This is a genomic window from Skermania piniformis (assembly GCF_019285775.1).
Lineage (GTDB): Bacteria > Actinomycetota > Actinomycetes > Mycobacteriales > Mycobacteriaceae > Skermania > Skermania pinensis.
The window spans coordinates 2,603,180-2,621,026 of the sequence record NZ_CP079105.1; the positions used below are offsets into that span (position 1 = coordinate 2,603,180).

The following is a 17,847-nucleotide window of genomic DNA, read 5'->3' on the forward strand; positions in this document are numbered from 1 at the left end:
CCGTTTCGAGTCGGCAGCAGAACAGGCGACCATACACAACGCGTTGTTCGTCAGAGCAGCGTGGGCACCGCAAGGCATGATCAAAGAACCTGTCGGTGGGTAGATGTATCGTCGAAAATATGTTCGAAGCAATGGTTCGGGAGCTGCGAGATCAGGTGCCAGATCCGGCCGGGCTGGCCGACGTCGCCTTGATCGATCTCGCGGCCGAGCTGCATCGGCTGGAGGCGGTCGTCGCCGAGCGCACCCTCGCGGTGGCAACCATGCTGTACGAACGCCGCGCCATCGAGCTGTCCGCCGAGATGATGCTGACCTCGGACGCGCACGACCGGGCTGAAGCCGAGATCGGGGCCGCACTGACGATCGGGCGCGGCGGAGCGAACCGGCTGCTCGCGCTGGGTCTGGACCTGGCCTACCGGTTACCCGCCACTCGGGCGGCACTGGCCGCCGGGGAGATCGACGTCTACCGGGCTCGGCTGATCTCCACCGGCACCGCGAATGTGGCCGACGAATTCATCGGTCCGGTCGAGGCCGCGGCAGTTGCGAAAGCCACCGGTGCCGACGGTCGAGGCCCGGTGACCGGCGCGCGGTTGCGGCACTTCATCGACCGCACGATTGCCGTCCTCGATCCCGACGGGGTCCGTGAACGCTGCCGTCGGGCCAAAGAGGACCGCGGAATCCATATCGACCCAAGCATCGACGGGATGAGCGACGTCACCGGAACCCTACCCGCCGAAGACGGCCGCACCCTGGATGCCCGGCTGTCCGAACTGGCCATGACGGTGTGCCGGAATGATCCGCGCAGCTTCCCGGCCCGGCGCGCCGACGCGTTGGTCGCGCTGTGCCACGGCCAGGACCTCCTGGCGTGCCGGTGCGGGCGCGACACCTGCGCGCAACGGACCGGAACCCGGCAGCTCGCGCGAAAGCCGTTGATCCACGTGATCGTCACCGATACCACCCTTTCGGGCACAAGTGAGGCTCCTGGTTACCTCGACGGCTTCGGGGTGATCGACGCCGACACCTGCCGGGAACTCGCCGCCCGGGGCGTGATCCGGCCGTTGGGTCCGGACCCGACCGCCCGCCCCGACCGGTACCGTCCCTCGGCCGATCTCGCCGACAGCGTGCGCGCTACCCACGGCAGTTGTCGTTGGCCGCACTGTGATGCTGCCGCGTGGGACTGCGACATCGACCACACGACACCGTTCGATCATGCTGCCCCCGACCGGGGCGGACCGACCGTCGGAAGCAATCTCGGCCCGTACTGCCGAACCCATCATCTACTCAAAACCCATGGTGGATGGCATGATTCGCAGCATCACGATGGCAGCATCACCCTGACTGCGCCCACCGGCCACAGCTACCGCAGCTACCCCGGCGGCGGGGTCGCGCTCCTCGGTCGAACCGATCCCCGGTCCGGCAACGACCCGCCACCGTTCTGATCCGGACTCGCCATGTCGGTCGAACACAAGTCGGTCTATCGGACAGCGATCCTGCCTGTCGGACAGCGGTTTCTGTCGGACAGCGAGTTCCGGTCAGAACGGAGCCTCGCCCCGTTCCCACATGTCGGCCCAGCGCAGCCGCGTGTCCTGCATCGGCAATCCACCGAGATCGAGCCGGCCGAACGCTTCCCGCACGTAGCGCAGCCGATCGTGATCCGGTCCGTCCGGACTCACCTCGACCAACGCGAGCCGGTGTCGCTCGCCGAGGTTCTTGCCGTGGATGAGTTCGCTGTAGGTGACCGTGACCGAGTCGGAACCGGCGATCCGGCCCTTGACCTCGAGATGGATGTCCGGGCCGTTCGATTGTCCGGACTCGATATCGAATCCCTTGTTGTTATGCGGCATCTCGGTGGGTATGCGGCCCAGCCGGCGCTCGGCGGACAGCACCGCCCGTACTGCGCGCCGCTCGACTTCCTCCGTGGCCCGCACCTGCGCCGCGGGCGCCGGCCGGATCAGCCCGACCGGCAGAATCAGCGCCGCAGCGACCACCCGCGGAGGTTTCGCCGACAGCTGCATCTCCTGATCCAGGCGTGCCGTCCGCTCGATCAATCTCCGGTCCAGTTCGTCTGCGGTGGATTCCATTCGATCCGGACTCACCCGGACGCGCTGCGTCCGGCCCGCCGCGATCTCGTCGCGGAGCCGGCCCGCCTCGCTGTACAGGTAGTTGATCTGTTGCAGCAGTCGCGCCCGGACGGCGGACTTCGTCCGCTCGAGGTGCGGTACCAGCTGAGCCCGTACCCGGGCCACGTGGTCCGGCTGGGCGTGCTGCACAGCCCAATCCACAGCCAACGCCTCGACCCCGGGAGCGAGCCATTCCGCGGCGGCGGCCCGCCGGCCGAGCTCGGCATGCTCGGCCGGCAGCGGATGAACGTCCAGGTAGGGCGCGACTCCGGCGTCGACGGCCGCGCCGTCCGGACGCAGCATGACGTACGAGAACGCCTTGCTGACCGTCGTACCGGTGCCGTCGACGATCTCGGCGGTGAGCGCGACCAGCAGCGCAGGCCGGGTGCCGGCGTCGTTGTCGTCGAGCAGAATCGTCCCGGCGGTCAACGCCGCACCGTTGCGCTCCACGGTCGCGTCGAGAACGGCGTCCAGCAGCGCATGTCCCGGGGCGAGCAGCTCGGCCGGCCGCTCCCCCGCGCGCTCCCGCAGCGAGGGCTCGAACGTCACTCGCTCGTATCGATCGACCACCGGCCCGCTCGACCGAGCCGCACGTCGGCGGTTACGGAGCAGCTCCGGAACGTAGGTCACCTCGTACCGGCCTCGCTCGCGCCGACTCATCCGTCCGCCCAGCTCGGCGAATGCAGTCAGAAAAAAGTTCTCGATGAAATGCGGCTGCAGCCGGCGCGCCCGAGCCTCGTCCATCTGCCGACGCATTCCGTCGATATCCAGCCGGGACAGCGTCTCGCGGGTCAGCGCCCGCTCGTCGGCCAACTCGCTCAGCCCGGCCCCGACCTCGGCATCGATCACCCGATCCAGCTCCTGCAACCGGATCGGGTCGTCGCCGTAGCGAATCGCGGCCACCAGCAGCTCACGCAGCGGGCGCTCGGTGAAGGCCTCACCGAGCACGTCGAAGATCCGGCCACCGTAGGCCTTTCGCTGCGTCTCGATCTTCTCCAGCAGCCGGCCGAACACCGCACCCTCACGGGTGTCTTCGGCGACGAGATTCCACAACCGGCACACGTGCTGCTGGCCGATCCGGTGGATGCGGCCGAAGCGCTGTTCGATGCGGTTGGGGTTCCATGGCAGGTCGTAATTGATCATCAGATGCGCCGCCTGCAGGTTCAGCCCCTCGCCGGCGGCATCGGTGGCGATCAAGACCTGGCAGGTGGGGTCGTGGGTGAAGCGTTCGCGGACCTCCCGACGCTCGTTGCGTCTGGTCCCGCCGTGGATCGTGACGACGGCACCGTCCCGGCCGAACACGTTCCGGATCTGGTTCGCCAGGTAGTCCAGGGTGTCGCGGTGTTCGGTGAAGACGATCAGCTTGCGCCGCCGGCCGGATCGGTCACCGAGCAGTTCGTCGTGCAACAGCAGATCACGAAGCTCCGCCCACTTACGGTCCTCGCCGAGATTGCGCACATCGGTGGCGAGCCGGATCAGCCGGTCGAGTTCGGCGAGCTCGAGTCGCAGCTCGGCATCGGTCAGCGACGCGGTCGCAGCGTCGGCGACCTGATCCTCCAGCAGCTCCGCATCGGCCGCTGCCAACTCGTCGCCGTCGTAGTCGTCGAGCAGCAGCCGGCCGGCCGGCACCGGCCGGTGCGCGATGCCGTCCGCCAGAGTTCGCTCCAGCCGATCACGCCGGCGTTGCAGCGAACGCAGGATTGCCTGGGTGCTGGACGCGAGACGCCGTTGCAGCACCGTCAGCGCGAATCCGACCGTACGCCGCCGCGGCGAGTCGGCAAGCGCGTCGGCCCGGTTCATCTCCTCCCGGACATATCGCGTGACGTCCTCGTAGAGCTCGCGTTCGGACGCCGACAGCGCGTACGGCACCGTCTCGGCAATCCGTTCGGGAAACAGCGGCTTGCCCTCGAAGGTGAGCAGATCCTCCTTGACCATCCGCCGCATCAGCCCGGCCGTATCGGTGGAATGCACGTCGGCGACGTAGCGACCCTCGAACCGATCGGGGTCGAGCAGCGCGAGAAACAGCTGGTAGTTCTCCTCGTTTCCGGCATGCGGGGTCGCAGTCATCAGCAGCAGATGCCGGGAGACCGCCGCCAGCCGCAGGCCGAGCTCGTAGCGCCGGGTGCGCCGCACCTCGGGTCCGATCCAGGCGGCCGACATCCGGTGCGCCTCGTCGACGACGGTCAGATCCCACTCGCTGCCGTCGAGCGCGGTCAGCAGGTCGTCGTCCCGGGCGAGCTGGTCCATCCGGGCGATCAGCAGCGGGTGCTCCCGGAACGGGTCGGCAGACTCCATCAGCTCGCGGCTGAGCAGCTCGGCCCGGATACCGAACTTGACCGCAAGCTCGTCCTGCCACTGCTCGACCAGGCTGCCCGGTGCGACGACCAGCAGCCGGTGGACATCGCCACGCAGCATCAGTTCTTTGGCAAGCAATCCGGCCATCACCGTCTTACCCGCGCCGGGATCGTCGGCCAGCAGAAATCGCAGCGGCACCCGGGGCAACAGCTCGCCGTACACCGCGCGGAGCTGATGCGGCAGTGGGTCGATCTCACTCGACGACACCGCCGACATCGGATCGTGCAGAGCTGCGAATCGAATCCGCATCGCCTCGGCCGCGATCTGGAAAGCGCGGCCGTCGGCACCGAACTGCCTCGCGCGCCCATCGCTACACAACATGTTGGGCAGACATTACGCGCCGACTCCGACACGTTCGAAACGTGGCGCAGAAGGGAGGCGAACTCGAGTGGCGGACCTACGGTCTGTCGATCGCCAAACGGGTCCGCGCGCTGCGCACGCATCGTGCACTGTCGCAGGATCAGCTGGCCGAACTGAGCGGCCTGCACCGCAACCAGATCTCCAACATCGAGCGCAACACCAGCCGCGACGACGGCTGCGCCGATCCGCAGATGTCCACCATCTACCGGCTCGCCCGTGCGCTGGACGTCGCGCCGAGTGCGCTGATCCCCGACGCCGACCACCAGGTCAACGAGCGATCGGCCGAGACCGCGTCCGACATCGCGTGGTCGGCCGTCGAGACCCACCTGCTCGCGCAGTTGGCCGAGTGGGATCCGGCTCGACCCCTGACCAAGAACTGATCGCAACCACAAACTGATCGCAACGGCGACGGGCCCCGATTCCCTTCGGAACCGGGGCCCGTACACCTGCACCAGTTAGCTGGTACCGACCTCGAACCGAGCAATCCGCTTCACCGAGACACCGGCGTCGTCCAGCAACGCCTTGACCGTCTTCTTCGAGTCGGTCACCGACGCCTGCTCGACGAGGACGACATCCTTGAAGAAGCCGTTCACCCGACCCTCGACGATCTTCGGCAGCGCACCCTCCGGCTTGCCCTCCTCGCGCGCGGTCTGCTCGGCGATCCGCCGCTCGTTCTCGACGAGGTCGGCCGGCACCTCGTCGCGACTCACGTACTTCGCCTTCAGCGCGGCGACCTGCATCGCGGCACCACGTGCCGCCACCGCCGCGCTGTCGCCGTCGCCGTCGTACTCGATCAGCACGCCGACCGCGGGCGGCAGATCCGACGCCCGCTTGTGCAGGTAGGTCGCGACCGGACCGTCGAACGAGATGAACCGACGCAACTCCAGCTTCTCGCCGATCTTCGCCGACAGCGCCTGCACCGCGTCGTCCACGGTGCCACCATCGAGCGCAAGCGCGTTCAACGCGTCGAGGTCGGCCGGCTTCGCCGCCGCCGCGGCGGTGACGATCCGGTCGGCCAGATCTTGGAACTCGGCATTCTTCGCGACGAAATCGGTCTCCGAGTTGATCTCGATCAACACGCCACCCTTGGCCGCGACGAGGCCCTCTGCGGTTGTGCGTTCAGCGCGCTTGCCGACATCCTTTGCGCCCTTGATCCGCAGTACCTCGACGGCCTTGTCGAAATCGCCGTCGGTTTCGGTCAGCGCGTTCTTGCAGTCCAGCATGCCTGCGCCGGTCAGCTCACGGAGTCGCTTGACGTCCGCGGCAGTGTAGTTCGCCATCGTAGGGCGAGCCTCCTCGTGGTTACCTGTCGTAGATGGTGTCTGCTCGGATACAGCCGGATCAGCTGTGCGCCATCGGTTCGGGCGATTGCGCGGTCTCGGCCATCGCATCGTCGACCGGCGGCTCGACGGTGTCGGTGCCGGCCGCGTCGGCGCTGGTCGCGGCCTGCGTCAGCAGCTCCTGCTCCCACTCGGCGAGCGGCTCCACACCGCCCTCGGGCTTGTCGTCGCCGGCCGAAGCACCGGCCCGGGCCTGCACCCCCTCGGCGACCGCGGAGGCCACCACCTTGGTCAACAAGGCGGCCGACCGGATCGCGTCGTCGTTGCCCGGGATCGGGTAGTCGACCAGGTCCGGGTCGCAGTTGGTGTCGAGGATCGCGATCACCGGAATGTTCAGCTTGCGTGCCTCACCGACCGCGATGTGCTCCTTGTTGGTGTCGACGACCCAGATCGCCGACGGCACCTTCGCCATGTCCCGGATACCTCCGAGGGTGCGGTCCAGCTTGTTCATCTCACGCGTGAGCATGAGAATTTCCTTCTTGGTGCGCCCCTCGAAGCCACCGGTCTGCTCCATCGACTCCAGCTCCTTGAGCCGCTGCAGCCGCTTGTGCACGGTGGAGAAGTTGGTGAGCATTCCGCCCAGCCAGCGCTGATTCACATACGGCATGCCGACCCGGGTGGCCTCGGCCGCGATCGACTCCTGCGCCTGCTTCTTGGTACCGACGAACAACACGGTGCCCCCGTGCGCGACGGTCTCCTTGACGAACTCGTAGGCCTTGTCGATGTAGGTCAGCGTCTGCTGCAGGTCGATGATGTAGATGCCGTTGCGGTCGGTGAAGATGAACCGCTTCATCTTCGGGTTCCAACGGCGGGTCTGATGCCCGAAGTGCGCGCCGCTGTCGAGCAGCTGCTTCATGGTTACAACAGCCATAGCTGTATCGATCTCTTTCTGTTGCCGGTTGCCGCAGGGATGACCGGTCGGTTTCCCTGCCCTGGCGCCCGTCTGCCGCCCACCCGCCCGGAGGCAGGACCTGCAACGGCAATTCACGCGGGCGCGCGAAGTCGACCCGTGCATGCACCGGCCGCGCAGACAGTGTACTCAGGAAGGTGTCCCCACCCCAACTTCAGGGTTGTCGTGGCTGGGCATCGTGGGGCACGATCATCCCGGAACGGGGAAGGAAAAAAGGTTGGGGACGGATTCGAGACCGGACGGTTCGACCCCGTCCGACGGTAGCGAGATGACTCTGGCAGATATCCACGCGATGGGCGAAACCGCACAGCGGATCGCCGACGAGCTGCGGCGATCAGTGGAATCCGGTCAGGCCGAGATCGGCACTTTGCTGGCCGCGTGGCGCGGATCGGCAGCCGATGCCTACGACGCCGGGCGCGAAACGCTGCATCGGGCGCGCGAACACGTCGAGACCGAACCCGGCGCGCACCGGTCGGACTGAACAGCCGGGGCCCCGAACGCTGTGCACAGCGCCTCGGTTGTCCCCAACCCGGGCACAGCGGCCGAGTCGTCCAGGTCGGATCGGTCACAGTCGGGACATGCGTCCGATACCCGCGTCGATCCTGTCGGCACTCCTGATCATGTTCACGCTGCCGACCCTGACCGGCCCCGCTGCCGCGCCGGCTGCGCCTGCCGGATATCGCTGGCCACTGGAACCTCGACCGGCCGTCACCCGAGGTTTCGACAAGCCGGACCACGATTGGCTCCCCGGCCATCGCGGCGTCGACCTGAGTTCTGCGCCGGGGCAGCCGGTGCGCGCCGCCGCGGCCGGAGTCGTGGTGTTCGCCGGCACGGTGGCCGGCAAACCGGTGGTCTCGATCGACCATCCGGGCGGTCTGCGCACCACCTACGAGCCGGTTCGGGCCGATGTCACAGCCGGTCGACGAGTCGCGCGCGGCGAACCGATCGGTGCCGTCGAGGCGGGACACCCCGGCTGTCCGGCAGCCGCGTGCCTGCACTGGGGGGTGCGCCGGGGCCGCGAGTACCTGGATCCGCTGGCATTGCTGGGCGGCCGGCCGATCCGGCTGAAGCCGGTCGCCCCGGGATAGCTCGGGCGGAACGTTCGGCGTTACCGTTCGCGTACCCCGCTCGAGTCATGCCCGCGGGTGCGCCTGCCCGTGCACGCTGCGCAACCGAGCGATCGACACGTGGGTGTACAACTGAGTCGTGGCCAGGCTGGCGTGACCGAGCAGCTCCTGCACCACCCGCAGATCCGCGCCCCCCTCCAGCAGGTGGGTGGCGGCCGAGTGCCGCAACCCGTGTGGGCCGAGATCCGGTGCGCCCGGAATCGTCGTGACGACCTCGTGCACCACCGTGCGGGCCTGCCGCTGGCCCAGCCGCCGTCCGCGGACGCCGAGGAGCAGCGCCGGTCCGGACGCGGCGGTGGCCAGGGCCGGGCGACCGTGCGTGAGCCAGGCGTCGATCGCCGCCGCGGCGGGACGACCGAACGGGACCGATCGCTGCTTCCCACCCTTGCCGAGAACTCGGACCAGCCACCGTTCGTGGTCGACGTCGTCGATATCCATCCCGCACAACTCGCCCACGCGGATGCCGGTGGCGTACAGCAGCTCGACGATCAGGTGATCCCGCAGGGCGACCGGATCATGTTCCGCCGCACCCGATTCGGCTGCTGCCAACGCCTCGGCGGCCTGGCCGGGCCGCAGCACCGCCGGCAACGGCCGATACGCTCGGGCCGACATCAACCGGGTGCCCGGATCGGCCGGCAACCGCCCGGTTCGGGCCAACCAGGCGGTGAACGTCCGCACCGACGAGGTCCGCCGGGCCAGGGTCGTCCGCGCTGCGCCCGCGGCGGCCTGTCCGGCCAACCACGAACGTAGTACCGCCAGGTCCAGGGCGGCCAGGTCCGCGTTCGGCCGGGCATCGGCCAGATGGTTGAGCGCGGCCCGGGCGTCGGTGACGTAGGCCCGCACCGTGTGCGCCGAACGATTGCGCTCCAACCGCAGATACGCCGCGTACTCGTCGAGCACCGAACGCCAGGCTCCGGGCAGGGCGGGTTCGATGTCGGACACCGCTCCACCGTCGCCGCGTGTGGTCGACGGTTCAAGTCGGCGCGCCGCTCGACCGAGGCCGGCGCCGAAACCAACCGGTGTCGTCGACGCCGGCGAACCCGGCCAGCTCGAGTAACGGCAGCGTGGCCCGGACCTGCGGTAGCGATACCCCGGACAGTTCCGCCAGCTGCCGTGGTTCTCGCGCGCCGACCGCCGGCAACGCCTCGTAGACCGACAGCTGATCGCCGGAGAGCCGGTCCGTCGGCCGGTCCGGCACCGGCTCGCCGATCGGCAATCGCAACGGCCCGGCCTCGTCCACGATCTCGCTCGCCCGCGTGACCAGCCGAGCCTCACCCTCCCGGATCATCTGGTGGCATCCGGTCGACGCCGCCGACGACACCGAACCGGGAACCGCGAGCGCCGGACGGCCCAGCCGACGGGCCCACGCCGCCGTGTTGCGGGCGCCACTACGCCAACCTGCCTCGACCACGACCACCGCATCCGCCAGCCCGGCGACGTGCCGGTTGCGCTCCAGAAATCGATACCGCGCCGGCACGATGCCGGGTGGATACTCGCTGATCACCAGTCCCGACTCGGCGATCTCGGCGAGCAACCGGGTGTGCTGCGCCGGATAGGGAAGGTCGACCCCGCAGGCCAACACCGCGATCGTGCACCCGCCGACGGCGAGCGCGGCTCGATGTGCGGCCGCATCGATGCCCAACGCCGCACCGGACACGATCGTCCAGCCGTCGGCGGCGAGATCACCGGCGAGTTCGCCGGCCACCGCGACGCCGTAGCCGCTCGGCGCCCGAGTGCCCACGACGGCAACCGCGCGGTCGGTGGCGCCGGCGAGAGCAGCCGCACCACGCACCCACAACGCGAGCGGGGCGGACCCGTCACGACCACCGTCCCGACCGGGGGCGGCGAACGCCAGCATCCGCCAGGCCGGCCAGTCCGGGTCGTCCGGGGTGACAAGTCGGCCACCCAGCCGGTCGAGCAGCGCAAGGTCCGCCGCGGCGGTATCGAGGTGCCTGCGCGCCTCGGTCCGCCGCCGCAGCACCGCCGGCAGCGTCCACTCCCGGACCGCGCGCGCCGCGTCGATCACCCCGACCCGGGTGATCAGCTCCGCCAACGGGGCGCACGGCCCCTGCACCACCCGGGACAGATAAGCCCACGCCAACAGCTCGTCGTTCATGACCCGCTCCGCTGCTTGAAATTCAGCGCGGCGGCCACGTCCGACCCGTCCGGCATGGCCGCCCCCCGCAGATCGGCGAGTGTCCAGGCGACTCGCAGCGCCCGATCGGCACCGCGCGCGGTCAGCTCCCCCCGCCGCAACGCCTCCTCGATCGGGCGCATCGCAGCCTGGGCCGGGCGGAACCGCCGGCGTATGCCGGGCCGGGAACGTCGCCGTTGATCGACCAGCCGTGCGGCCGCCACCGTGCTGCGGCCGCGGCCCTGGCCTGCGACACCCGGTCGCGGACCGCATCCGAGCTCTCGGCCGGCGCGGCCGCGTATGCCGCCGCCGAGAGCGGCCGCATCCGCACCCGCAGATCCACCCGGTCGATCAGCGGCCCGGACAACCGCCCCAGATAGCGGCGCCGCGCGGTCGGCGGGCAGACGCAGTCGGTCTCTCGCGCCGGCGCGCACGGGCACGGGTTCGCCGCCAGTAAGAGCAGGAATCGAGCCGGATACCGGGCGACGCCGTCGCGCCGCGCGATCCGCACCTCCCCGTCTTCCAACGGCGTGCGGAGCGACTCGAGCACCTTGGTACCGAGTTCGGCGCATTCGTCGAGGAACAACACTCCGCGATGTGCCCGGCTTACCGCACCCGGCCGCGCCATCCCCGACCCGCCGCCGACCAACGCCGGCACGGTCGTCGTGTGATGCGGTGCCACGAACGGCGGCTCGACCACCAACGGGTGCCCGTCGGGAAGCGTTCCGGCGAGCGAATGAATGGCCGTCACCTCCAGCGACTCGGCGTCGGTGAGCGGCGGCAACAGCCCGGGCAGCCGCTGCGCCAGCATCGTCTTTCCGACCCCGGGCGGTCCGGTGAGCAGAGCATGATGGCCACCCGCCGCGGCCACCTCGATCGCCCACCGGGCCTCTTCCTGACCCACCACATCGCTCAGGTCGCGCCGGGTCGAGCGGGGCACCGCGCCGGCTGCAACCGGGGTGGCCAGCCGGCCCCGACCCCGCAGCCACGCGATCACCTCCCCGAGGGTCTCGGCACCGAGCACCTCGACCTCGTCCACCAAACCCGCCTCGGGCAACGACGCCACCGGCACCACCACCCGCTGCCGACCCTCCCGACGGGCAGCCAGGACCGCGGGCAGAATTCCGCGGACCGGGCGCAGCCGACCGTCGAGCGCCAGCTCACCGAGCAGCACCGTCCCCGCCAACGGTTCGGGCGGAATCGTCTGCGCCGCATGCAATACCGCTGCGGCCAACGCCACGTCGTAGACCGACCCGACCTTGGGCAGGGTGGCCGGCGAGAGCGCCAGCACGACCCGACGCTCCGGCCATTTCTCCCCCGAGTTCGCCACCGCGGCACGTACTCGATCGCGCGATTCCTGCAACGCGGTGTCCGGCAAGCCGACCAGATGGACGCCCGGCAGACCGCGGCCGATATCGGCCTCGATCTCCACCAGTTCGCCGTCCACTCCGCGAACGGCAACCGAATACGCCCGGCCGAGCATCAGAACACCCCCGGGTAGTGCTCGAGCTCCGGTGCAGTCGGATCGGCGAGCTGGACCGACACCACGTCGAACCGCACTTCGGTCCAGGGGCCGGCCCACTCGTCCAGCCAGATCGCCGCCAGCCGGCGGACTCGCCGCCGCTTGTCCTGGGTGACCGCCTCGGCGGGCGACCCGAAACCGAACCCGGCCCGGGTCTTCACCTCGACGAATACCGTGGTGTCGCCGTCGGTGGCGACGAGATCGAGCTCGCCGTAGCGACAGCGCCAGTTGCGGGCGAGGATCTGCATACCGGCGGCGGTCAGGAACTCAGCCGCAAGATCTTCGCCGTGTGCTCCGAGATTTTGGTTGTGTGCCATGCCGCCGACGGTCACGGCGACGGGTGACACATCCGGCCGCACCGGCCGGCCCACGGGCCGGGCTGGGGATGAATCGGAATCTATCCACAACAGCGGCCCGGTAGCGGCGGCTCAGGCGGGAATTACCCGGAGCTCACTCCGGCAGCCGCAGATCCGGCTTGTCGAGCTCTTCGATGTTGACGTCGCGGAACGTGACGACCCGCACCTGCTTGACGAACCGCGCCGGGCGGTACATGTCCCACACCCAGGCATCGCTCATCCGGACTTCGAAGTACACTTCGCCGTCGTTGTTACGCGGCACCAGCTCGACCGAGTTCGCCAGGTAGAACCGCCGCTCGGTCTCCACCACGTAGGTGAACTGCCCGACGATGTCCTTGTACTCCCGGTACAGGGACAACTCCATCTCGTTCTCGTACTTCTCGAGATCTTCGGCGCTCATCCGGTCGGCATCCTCCTGCTCGTCGGTGTGGGTCCGGTCGTGTCGCCGCGGCGTCGGGCGGAAGCCGGTTCCGGCGCGGGCGTCGGCCCAGACCCTACGTTGCGCCATGACAAACGGTGCTGCATGCTCGGCCCGCGCGCGGCCAGGGCTGCGTTGTGCTCCGGGGTGTTGTAGCCCTTGTGCCCGGCAAATCCGTAGCCGGGAACCCTGGCGTCCAACTCGACCATCATCCGGTCCCGGGTCACCTTGGCCAGGATGCTGGCTGCTGCGACGCAGGCTGCGGTCGCGTCGCCGCCGATCACCGGCAGCGACGGTACGGCGAGGCCCGGCACCCGGAAACCGTCGCTGAGCACGTAACCCGGCGGCGTGCCGAGCGCCGCGACCGCGCGGCGCATCCCTTCCAGGTTCGCCACGTGCACGCCGATCGCGTCGATCTCCCAGGCCGGATAGGTCACGATCGACCAGGCCAAGGCCAACCGGGTGATCACCGGATACAGCCGCTCCCGAGCCACCTCGGTGAGCTTCTTCGAGTCGTCCAAGTCGGCCAGTGCGGCGTGGGGCCGGGGTGCCAGCAAGCAGGCGGCGACCACCAACGGGCCGGCGCACGCACCCCGACCTGCCTCGTCCACCCCGGCAACCGGACCGAGACCACAGCGGATCAGCGCCGATTCCAAGGTCCGCAGACCGGTGGAGCGGCGAATGACGGTGCGCGGTGGCCAGCCGGTCATGCCAGGGGATCAGCCGGACTGGATGTCCGGCGAACCGACAGTGCCCCAGCGACCCGGTGGCAGCACGATCAACACGGCCTTGCCCCGCACATTGTCCACCGGCACCGTGCCCTGCAGCTCGTCACCGCCGTGGTAGCGCGAGTCTGCCGAATTGCTCCGGTTGTCGCCCATCATCCACAAGTTGCCGTCGGGCACTTTCACCGGCGCAAAACACCGACCGGAACGTGGTGTGGTGGTGCAGTCCTGAGCGCCCGGCACGAACGGAAAGTCGAACTCGATGTACGGCTCGTTCAGCGACTTACCGTCGACCTGCACTCGACCCTGCTCGTCGCAGCATTGCACGGTCTGACCGCCGGTCGCGATCACTCGCTTGACCAGGTCGTTCTCGTCCGGCGGAACGACGCCGAAGATCGAGCCGACGTTCTGCAGCGTCCGAATCACCGGATTGTCCGAACGGATCGAGCGGTAGTCGCCGTTCCACGACGGCGGGCCGTGGAAGACGATCACATCGCCCGGCTTCGGGTCGCCGAAACTGTAGGAGATCTTCTCCACCACGATCCGGTCGCCGGTGCAGCCGGCACATCCGTGCAGCGTCGGCTCCATCGACTCCGACGGGATCAGATAGACCCGACCGATGAACGTCTGCAGCAGGAAGGTCAGCAGCAGCGCCACGACGATCAGCATCGGAAGCTCACGCCAGAACGGGCGCTTCTGCTCGGTTTTTGCGCTCACCGACCGCATCCGAACGTGGCTGTCGCGGCGACGCCGGTCAGCGCTTTTCCTTGATCTTGGCGGCCTTGCCGCGCAGATCACGCAGGTAGTAGAGCTTGGCCCGACGAACGTCGCCACGCGATACCACCGCGATGTGGTCGATATTCGGGCTGTGCACCGGGAAGGTCCGCTCGACACCGACCCCGAACGACACCTTGCGCACGGTGAACGTCTCCCGGATCCCGCCACCCTGGCGGCGGATCACCACACCTTTGAACACCTGGATACGCTCCTTGGCGCCCTCGATGACCTTCACGTGCACATCGACGGTATCGCCGGGGCGGAAATCGGGAACGTCGTCGCGCAGCGACTTCTCGTCCAGGAAGTCCAGGGTGTTCATCGTAGGTGCCGTCCTCTGTGTTGTGGCGCGAGCAGAGGACCCTGGCGAGCGCGTAGCTCGAAACCGGTTCATGCTCCGATGTGGGGTGCGAGTCGCACAAGGCAACCCGAACAGTCTGCCAGACCAGGCGAGGACCACCCTAATCGACCGGTCCGGACTCACCGGCAGGTGGGGGCGGTGCCGCACGCACCGTTCGAGCGAGCTCCTGCTCGGCGGCCTCCCGCACATGGTCGAGATCCGGCCGGCCGGCGATCAGGTCCTGCACCCAGATCTTCGCCTGGATCAGCGGCCGACGCAGGTTCTTCTCCCGTGCCAGGGCGCGCCGCATCCGAGCCGGCCGGGTGGTATATCGCCAGCGAGCCCACGGAGCGCCCGGTCGGCTGATCCGGACCGCACCCACCACCAGCAGTGGAAGGAAGAACATTCCGGCCAGACCGGTCCAGATCTTGCCCTTGGCCAGGACCAGCCCGGCCAGGACCAGGTGGGTCAGCGACCAGATCACCACGACCCCACGCGACCACAGGTCGTCGGCCCGGAACCCGGCGACGTCCAGCAGCGCCAACGGGTGCAGCCCGATCAGCAACAGACCGGTGACCGCGATCGCGACGAACACCGCATCCACCGAGGCACGACCCTGCACCGACCAGTAGACATCGCGCAGATAGAAGATCAGCGCGAACTCGTCCAGCACCAAACCCGCACCGATGCCGAAACCACCGGCCAACGCCGCGCCGGTGGTGGTCGAACCGCTCTCGAAAACGGCGATCAACGCGACACCGCAGACCAGCATCGTCACGATGCCGACGACCGCGTGATGCACGTGGTGCCCGCCCAACTCGAGGTTTCCCGGCCACCAGCGCACCTTCGCCCGAATCAGCCGGACGCTGATCCGGATGAACACGAACGCGACGATGAAGCCGATCAGGAAGCAGAGCAGCGGCAGCCGGCCGTGCGAGATCACCGCCTCCGTCAGCCATTGCCGCACCGCGCCGACTCCTACCGGCCGTCGAAACCGGCTCGGCGCAGCGCGTCCGCCATGGCCCCACTGGGCGCCGGCCGCTCCCGCGCCGGCCGTCCGGCTCCCTTGCGATCCTGTCCTTTGCGGTCCTGAGCTTTACGATTCCGGCCCTGCCCACCCGCCGCCGGCCCGGCCGGTTCGGGCTTGCCGCCACCCGGGGTCCGTTTGCCGCCGACCTCGTCGTCGAGCCGCATGCTGAGCCCGATCCGCTGCCGTTCGGTGTCGACCTCGAGCACCTTCACCCGCACCACATCGCCGGAGCGGACCACCTCGTGCGGATCTCGGACGAAGCTGCGTGACATCGCCGAGACGTGCACCAAACCGTCCTGGTGCACGCCGACGTCGACGAACGCGCCGAACGCGGCCACGTTCGTGACCACACCTTCCAGCACCATGCCGGGACGCAGGTCGGCAACCTTCTCGATGCCCGGGGCGAACGTCGCGGTGGTGAACTCCGGGCGGGGATCGCGGCCGGGCTTGTCCAGCTCGGCAAGGATGTCGGCGACGGTCGGCACGCCGAAGCGCTCGTCGGTGAATCGATCCGGCGCGAGCCCCCGCAACACCCGGCTGTTGCCGACCAACTCGTCGACCCCACCGCCGGTGGCGGCCAAGATCCGCCGGACCACGGGGTAGGCCTCCGGATGCACCGCGGACCCGTCGAGCGGATCGTCACCACCGCGAATCCGGAGGAACCCGGCACACTGCTCGAACGCCTTCGGGCCGAGTCGCGGAACACCGGTCAGCTGGTCGCGGTTGCGGAACGGGCCGTTGGCATCCCGGTGCGCGACGATCGCGTCGGCCAGCGTCGCGGTGATCCCGGACACCCGGGCAAGCAACGGCGCAGAGGCTGTGTTCACATCCACCCCGACCGCATTCACCGCGTCCTCGACCACCCCGCCGAGGGAGCGGGCCAACAACGTTTCCGACACGTCGTGCTGGTACTGGCCGACCCCGATCGACTTCGGGTCGATCTTCACCAGTTCCGCCAGAGGGTCCTGCAACCGCCGGGCGATCGATACCGCCCCGCGCAGCGACACGTCGAGCTCCGGCAACTCCCGGGAGGCGTACGCCGACGCCGAATACACCGAGGCACCCGCCTCCGACACCGTCACCTTGGTCGGCGCCCGCTCCGGGATGTGGGCGATCAATTCCGCGGCGAGCGCGTCGGTCTCCCGGGACGCCGTGCCGTTGCCGATCGCGATCAACTCGACGCCGAATCGGGCCACCAACGCCCCGAGCACGGCCAGTGCACGATCGCGCTGGTGCAGATAAACCACCTCTGTGCCGAGCACCTTGCCGGTCCCGTCGACGACCGCGACCTTGACTCCGGTGCGGTAGCCCGGATCCAGGCCCATCGTCGGGCGCATGCCCGCCGGCGCAGCGAGCAACAGATCCCGCAAGTTGGCCGCGAAGACATCGACCGCGTCGGCCTCCGCCGAGCGGCGTAACCGCATCCGGACGTCGATGCCCAGCGACACCGCCAGCTTGGTGCGCCACGCCCACCGCGCGGTGTCGAGCAGCCAGCGATCGGCCGGGCGGCCGGCATCGGCGATGCCGAATCGCTGCGCGATCCGCTGGTCGTAACCGCCGGTTCCCTCCGGGTCCGGCTCCAGCTGCAGCGACAGCACCTCCTCCTTCTCCCCGCGCAACAGGGCGAGAATGCGGTGCGACGGCAGCGCGGTGAAGGGCTCGGTGAAGTCGAAGTAGTCGGCGAACTTCGCACCGCTCTCCTGTTTACCGTCCCGCACCGCAGCGACCAGCCGGCCGGTCTGCCACATGGTCTCGCGCAGCTCACCGACCAGGTCGGCGTCTTCGGCGAACCGTTCGACCAGGATCGCCCGGGCCCCGTCGAGTTGCTCGGTGGTGTAGCCGGCCGGATCGGTGGTCGGATCGGCGAGCAGCGCATCGGCGACCGGTTCGTGGCCGGCCTCCCGGGCCAGCTGTGCCTTGGTCCGGCGCTTCGGCTTGTACGGCAGGTAGATGTCCTCGAGCCGAGCCTTGGTGTCGGCCGCCATGATTCGGTCGCGCAGCGCGTCGGTGAGCTTGCCTTGTTCGGTGATCGAATCGAGCACCGCAGTGCGGCGCTCGTCCAGTTCGCGGAGGTAACCGCTGCGCTCGTGCAGCGTCCGTAACTGGGCGTCGTCGAGTCCACCGGTGGCTTCCTTGCGGTAGCGCGCGACGAACGGCACGGTGGCGCCGCCGTCCAGCAACGCCAGCGCCGCCGCAACTTGTTTCGGCGAGACATCGAGTTCGGTGGCGATCCGATCGGACACGGGCGGGATGTGGACTGTCACGGCGACCAACCTACCGAGCGCGGCCGATATCGCGTCCCACGAGTGGGCTTGCCGGGCGCGGAATCGCCTCCCGCA

At 69.0% G+C, this 17,847-nt stretch carries 16 protein-coding genes and 1 pseudogene; 4 read left to right on the forward strand and 13 right to left on the reverse strand.

Annotation, left to right across the window (positions count from 1 at the left end; all coding sequences use genetic code 11):
• Positions 1–119: 119 nt before the first annotated feature.
• Positions 120–1,436, forward strand: coding sequence for an HNH endonuclease signature motif containing protein (locus KV203_RS12065; RefSeq protein ID WP_066467293.1), 1,317 nt, complete (start codon positions 120–122; stop codon positions 1,434–1,436).
• 93 nt (positions 1,437–1,529) lie between these two features.
• On the opposite strand, the gene KV203_RS12070 is transcribed toward KV203_RS12065, so the two are convergent.
• Positions 1,530–4,793 (reverse strand): helicase-related protein, encoded by a 3,264-nt coding sequence (locus KV203_RS12070; RefSeq protein ID WP_066467295.1) that lies wholly within the window; start codon positions 4,791–4,793, stop codon positions 1,530–1,532.
• Positions 4,794–4,834: 41 nt separating this feature from the next.
• Between KV203_RS12070 and KV203_RS12075 the strand changes: the two genes are divergently transcribed.
• Positions 4,835–5,212 carry a helix-turn-helix domain-containing protein gene (locus tag KV203_RS12075; protein ID WP_066467297.1) on the forward strand — a complete coding sequence of 126 codons (378 nt, stop codon included), beginning with the start codon at positions 4,835–4,837 and terminating at the stop codon, positions 5,210–5,212.
• A gap of 75 nt (positions 5,213–5,287) precedes the next feature.
• On the opposite strand, the gene tsf is transcribed toward KV203_RS12075, so the two are convergent.
• Together tsf and rpsB are read right to left on the reverse strand one after the other, a co-directional pair.
• Positions 5,288–6,112 (reverse strand): translation elongation factor Ts, encoded by an 825-nt coding sequence (gene tsf, locus KV203_RS12080; protein ID WP_066467299.1) that lies wholly within the window; start codon positions 6,110–6,112, stop codon positions 5,288–5,290.
• Between the two features lie 61 nt (positions 6,113–6,173).
• The gene (gene rpsB / locus KV203_RS12085; RefSeq protein WP_066467300.1) at positions 6,174–7,043 is read right to left on the reverse strand and encodes a 30S ribosomal protein S2; all 870 of its coding nucleotides are present in this window, start codon (positions 7,041–7,043) and stop codon (positions 6,174–6,176) included.
• Positions 7,044–7,350: 307 nt separating this feature from the next.
• On the opposite strand from rpsB, the gene KV203_RS12090 reads away from it, so the two are divergent.
• Positions 7,351–7,563: a WXG100 family type VII secretion target gene (locus KV203_RS12090; protein ID WP_066467302.1), complete on the forward strand. Its 213-nt coding sequence runs from the start codon at positions 7,351–7,353 to the stop codon at positions 7,561–7,563.
• Positions 7,564–7,660: 97 nt separating this feature from the next.
• Positions 7,661–8,170: a M23 family metallopeptidase gene (locus KV203_RS12095; protein WP_083529818.1), complete on the forward strand. Its 510-nt coding sequence runs from the start codon at positions 7,661–7,663 to the stop codon at positions 8,168–8,170.
• A 45-nt stretch (positions 8,171–8,215) separates the two neighbouring features.
• Here the strand turns inward: KV203_RS12095 and KV203_RS12100 are convergent, their stop codons facing one another.
• The 10 genes and pseudogenes from KV203_RS12100 to KV203_RS12145 all read right to left on the reverse strand — a co-directional run bounded on the left by KV203_RS12100 (position 8,216) and on the right by KV203_RS12145 (position 17,772).
• Positions 8,216–9,142: a tyrosine recombinase XerC gene (locus KV203_RS12100; protein WP_066467716.1), complete on the reverse strand. Its 927-nt coding sequence runs from the start codon at positions 9,140–9,142 to the stop codon at positions 8,216–8,218.
• A gap of 40 nt (positions 9,143–9,182) precedes the next feature.
• Positions 9,183–10,325 carry a DNA-processing protein DprA gene (dprA, locus tag KV203_RS12105; protein ID WP_066467304.1) on the reverse strand — a complete coding sequence of 381 codons (1,143 nt, stop codon included), beginning with the start codon at positions 10,323–10,325 and terminating at the stop codon, positions 9,183–9,185.
• Positions 10,322–11,829: pseudogene (locus tag KV203_RS12110) on the reverse strand (YifB family Mg chelatase-like AAA ATPase). The gene dprA and the pseudogene KV203_RS12110 overlap by 4 nt, the downstream one beginning before the upstream one ends.
• On the reverse strand, positions 11,826–12,182 hold the full coding sequence (locus KV203_RS12115) for a YraN family protein (protein ID WP_066467722.1): 357 nt from the start codon (positions 12,180–12,182) through the stop codon (positions 11,826–11,828). The pseudogene KV203_RS12110 and the gene KV203_RS12115 overlap by 4 nt, the downstream one beginning before the upstream one ends.
• A 133-nt stretch (positions 12,183–12,315) precedes the next feature.
• Positions 12,316–12,621 (reverse strand): DUF2469 domain-containing protein, encoded by a 306-nt coding sequence (locus tag KV203_RS12120; RefSeq protein WP_066467309.1) that lies wholly within the window; start codon positions 12,619–12,621, stop codon positions 12,316–12,318.
• On the reverse strand, positions 12,618–13,349 hold the full coding sequence (locus KV203_RS12125) for a ribonuclease HII (RefSeq protein ID WP_083529819.1): 732 nt from the start codon (positions 13,347–13,349) through the stop codon (positions 12,618–12,620). The genes KV203_RS12120 and KV203_RS12125 overlap by 4 nt, the downstream gene beginning before the upstream one ends.
• Positions 13,350–13,358: 9 nt before the next feature.
• Positions 13,359–14,090 carry a signal peptidase I gene (gene lepB / locus KV203_RS12130; RefSeq protein ID WP_066467311.1) on the reverse strand — a complete coding sequence of 244 codons (732 nt, stop codon included), beginning with the start codon at positions 14,088–14,090 and terminating at the stop codon, positions 13,359–13,361.
• Positions 14,091–14,118: 28 nt separating this feature from the next.
• Complete coding sequence (rplS, locus tag KV203_RS12135; RefSeq protein ID WP_066467312.1) at positions 14,119–14,460, reverse strand: 50S ribosomal protein L19; 342 nt, start codon at positions 14,458–14,460, stop codon at positions 14,119–14,121.
• Between the two features lie 139 nt (positions 14,461–14,599).
• The gene (locus tag KV203_RS12140) at positions 14,600–15,445 is read right to left on the reverse strand and encodes a hypothetical protein (protein WP_066467314.1); all 846 of its coding nucleotides are present in this window, start codon (positions 15,443–15,445) and stop codon (positions 14,600–14,602) included.
• An 11-nt stretch (positions 15,446–15,456) separates the two neighbouring features.
• On the reverse strand, positions 15,457–17,772 hold the full coding sequence (locus KV203_RS12145; protein WP_066467316.1) for a Tex family protein: 2,316 nt from the start codon (positions 17,770–17,772) through the stop codon (positions 15,457–15,459).
• Positions 17,773–17,847 lie beyond the last annotated feature (75 nt).

Bases quoted from the DNA above. Each gene is read 5' to 3' on its own strand.
- KV203_RS12115 (WP_066467722.1), bottom strand. From the start codon at position 12,182: ATGGCACACAACCAAAATCTCGGAGCACACGGCGAAGATCTTGCGGCT.
- KV203_RS12065 (WP_066467293.1), top strand. From the start codon at position 120: ATGTTCGAAGCAATGGTTCGGGAGCTGCGAGATCAGGTGCCAGATCCG.
- KV203_RS12070 (WP_066467295.1), bottom strand. From the start codon at position 4,793: ATGTTGTGTAGCGATGGGCGCGCGAGGCAGTTCGGTGCCGACGGCCGC.
- dprA (WP_066467304.1), bottom strand. From the start codon at position 10,325: ATGAACGACGAGCTGTTGGCGTGGGCTTATCTGTCCCGGGTGGTGCAG.
- KV203_RS12095 (WP_083529818.1), top strand. From the start codon at position 7,661: ATGCGTCCGATACCCGCGTCGATCCTGTCGGCACTCCTGATCATGTTC.
- KV203_RS12125 (WP_083529819.1), bottom strand. From the start codon at position 13,349: ATGACCGGCTGGCCACCGCGCACCGTCATTCGCCGCTCCACCGGTCTG.
- KV203_RS12090 (WP_066467302.1), top strand. From the start codon at position 7,351: ATGACTCTGGCAGATATCCACGCGATGGGCGAAACCGCACAGCGGATC.
- tsf (WP_066467299.1), bottom strand. From the start codon at position 6,112: ATGGCGAACTACACTGCCGCGGACGTCAAGCGACTCCGTGAGCTGACC.
- lepB (WP_066467311.1), bottom strand. From the start codon at position 14,090: ATGCGGTCGGTGAGCGCAAAAACCGAGCAGAAGCGCCCGTTCTGGCGT.
- rpsB (WP_066467300.1), bottom strand. From the start codon at position 7,043: ATGGCTGTTGTAACCATGAAGCAGCTGCTCGACAGCGGCGCGCACTTC.
- KV203_RS12120 (WP_066467309.1), bottom strand. From the start codon at position 12,621: ATGAGCGCCGAAGATCTCGAGAAGTACGAGAACGAGATGGAGTTGTCC.
- rplS (WP_066467312.1), bottom strand. From the start codon at position 14,460: ATGAACACCCTGGACTTCCTGGACGAGAAGTCGCTGCGCGACGACGTT.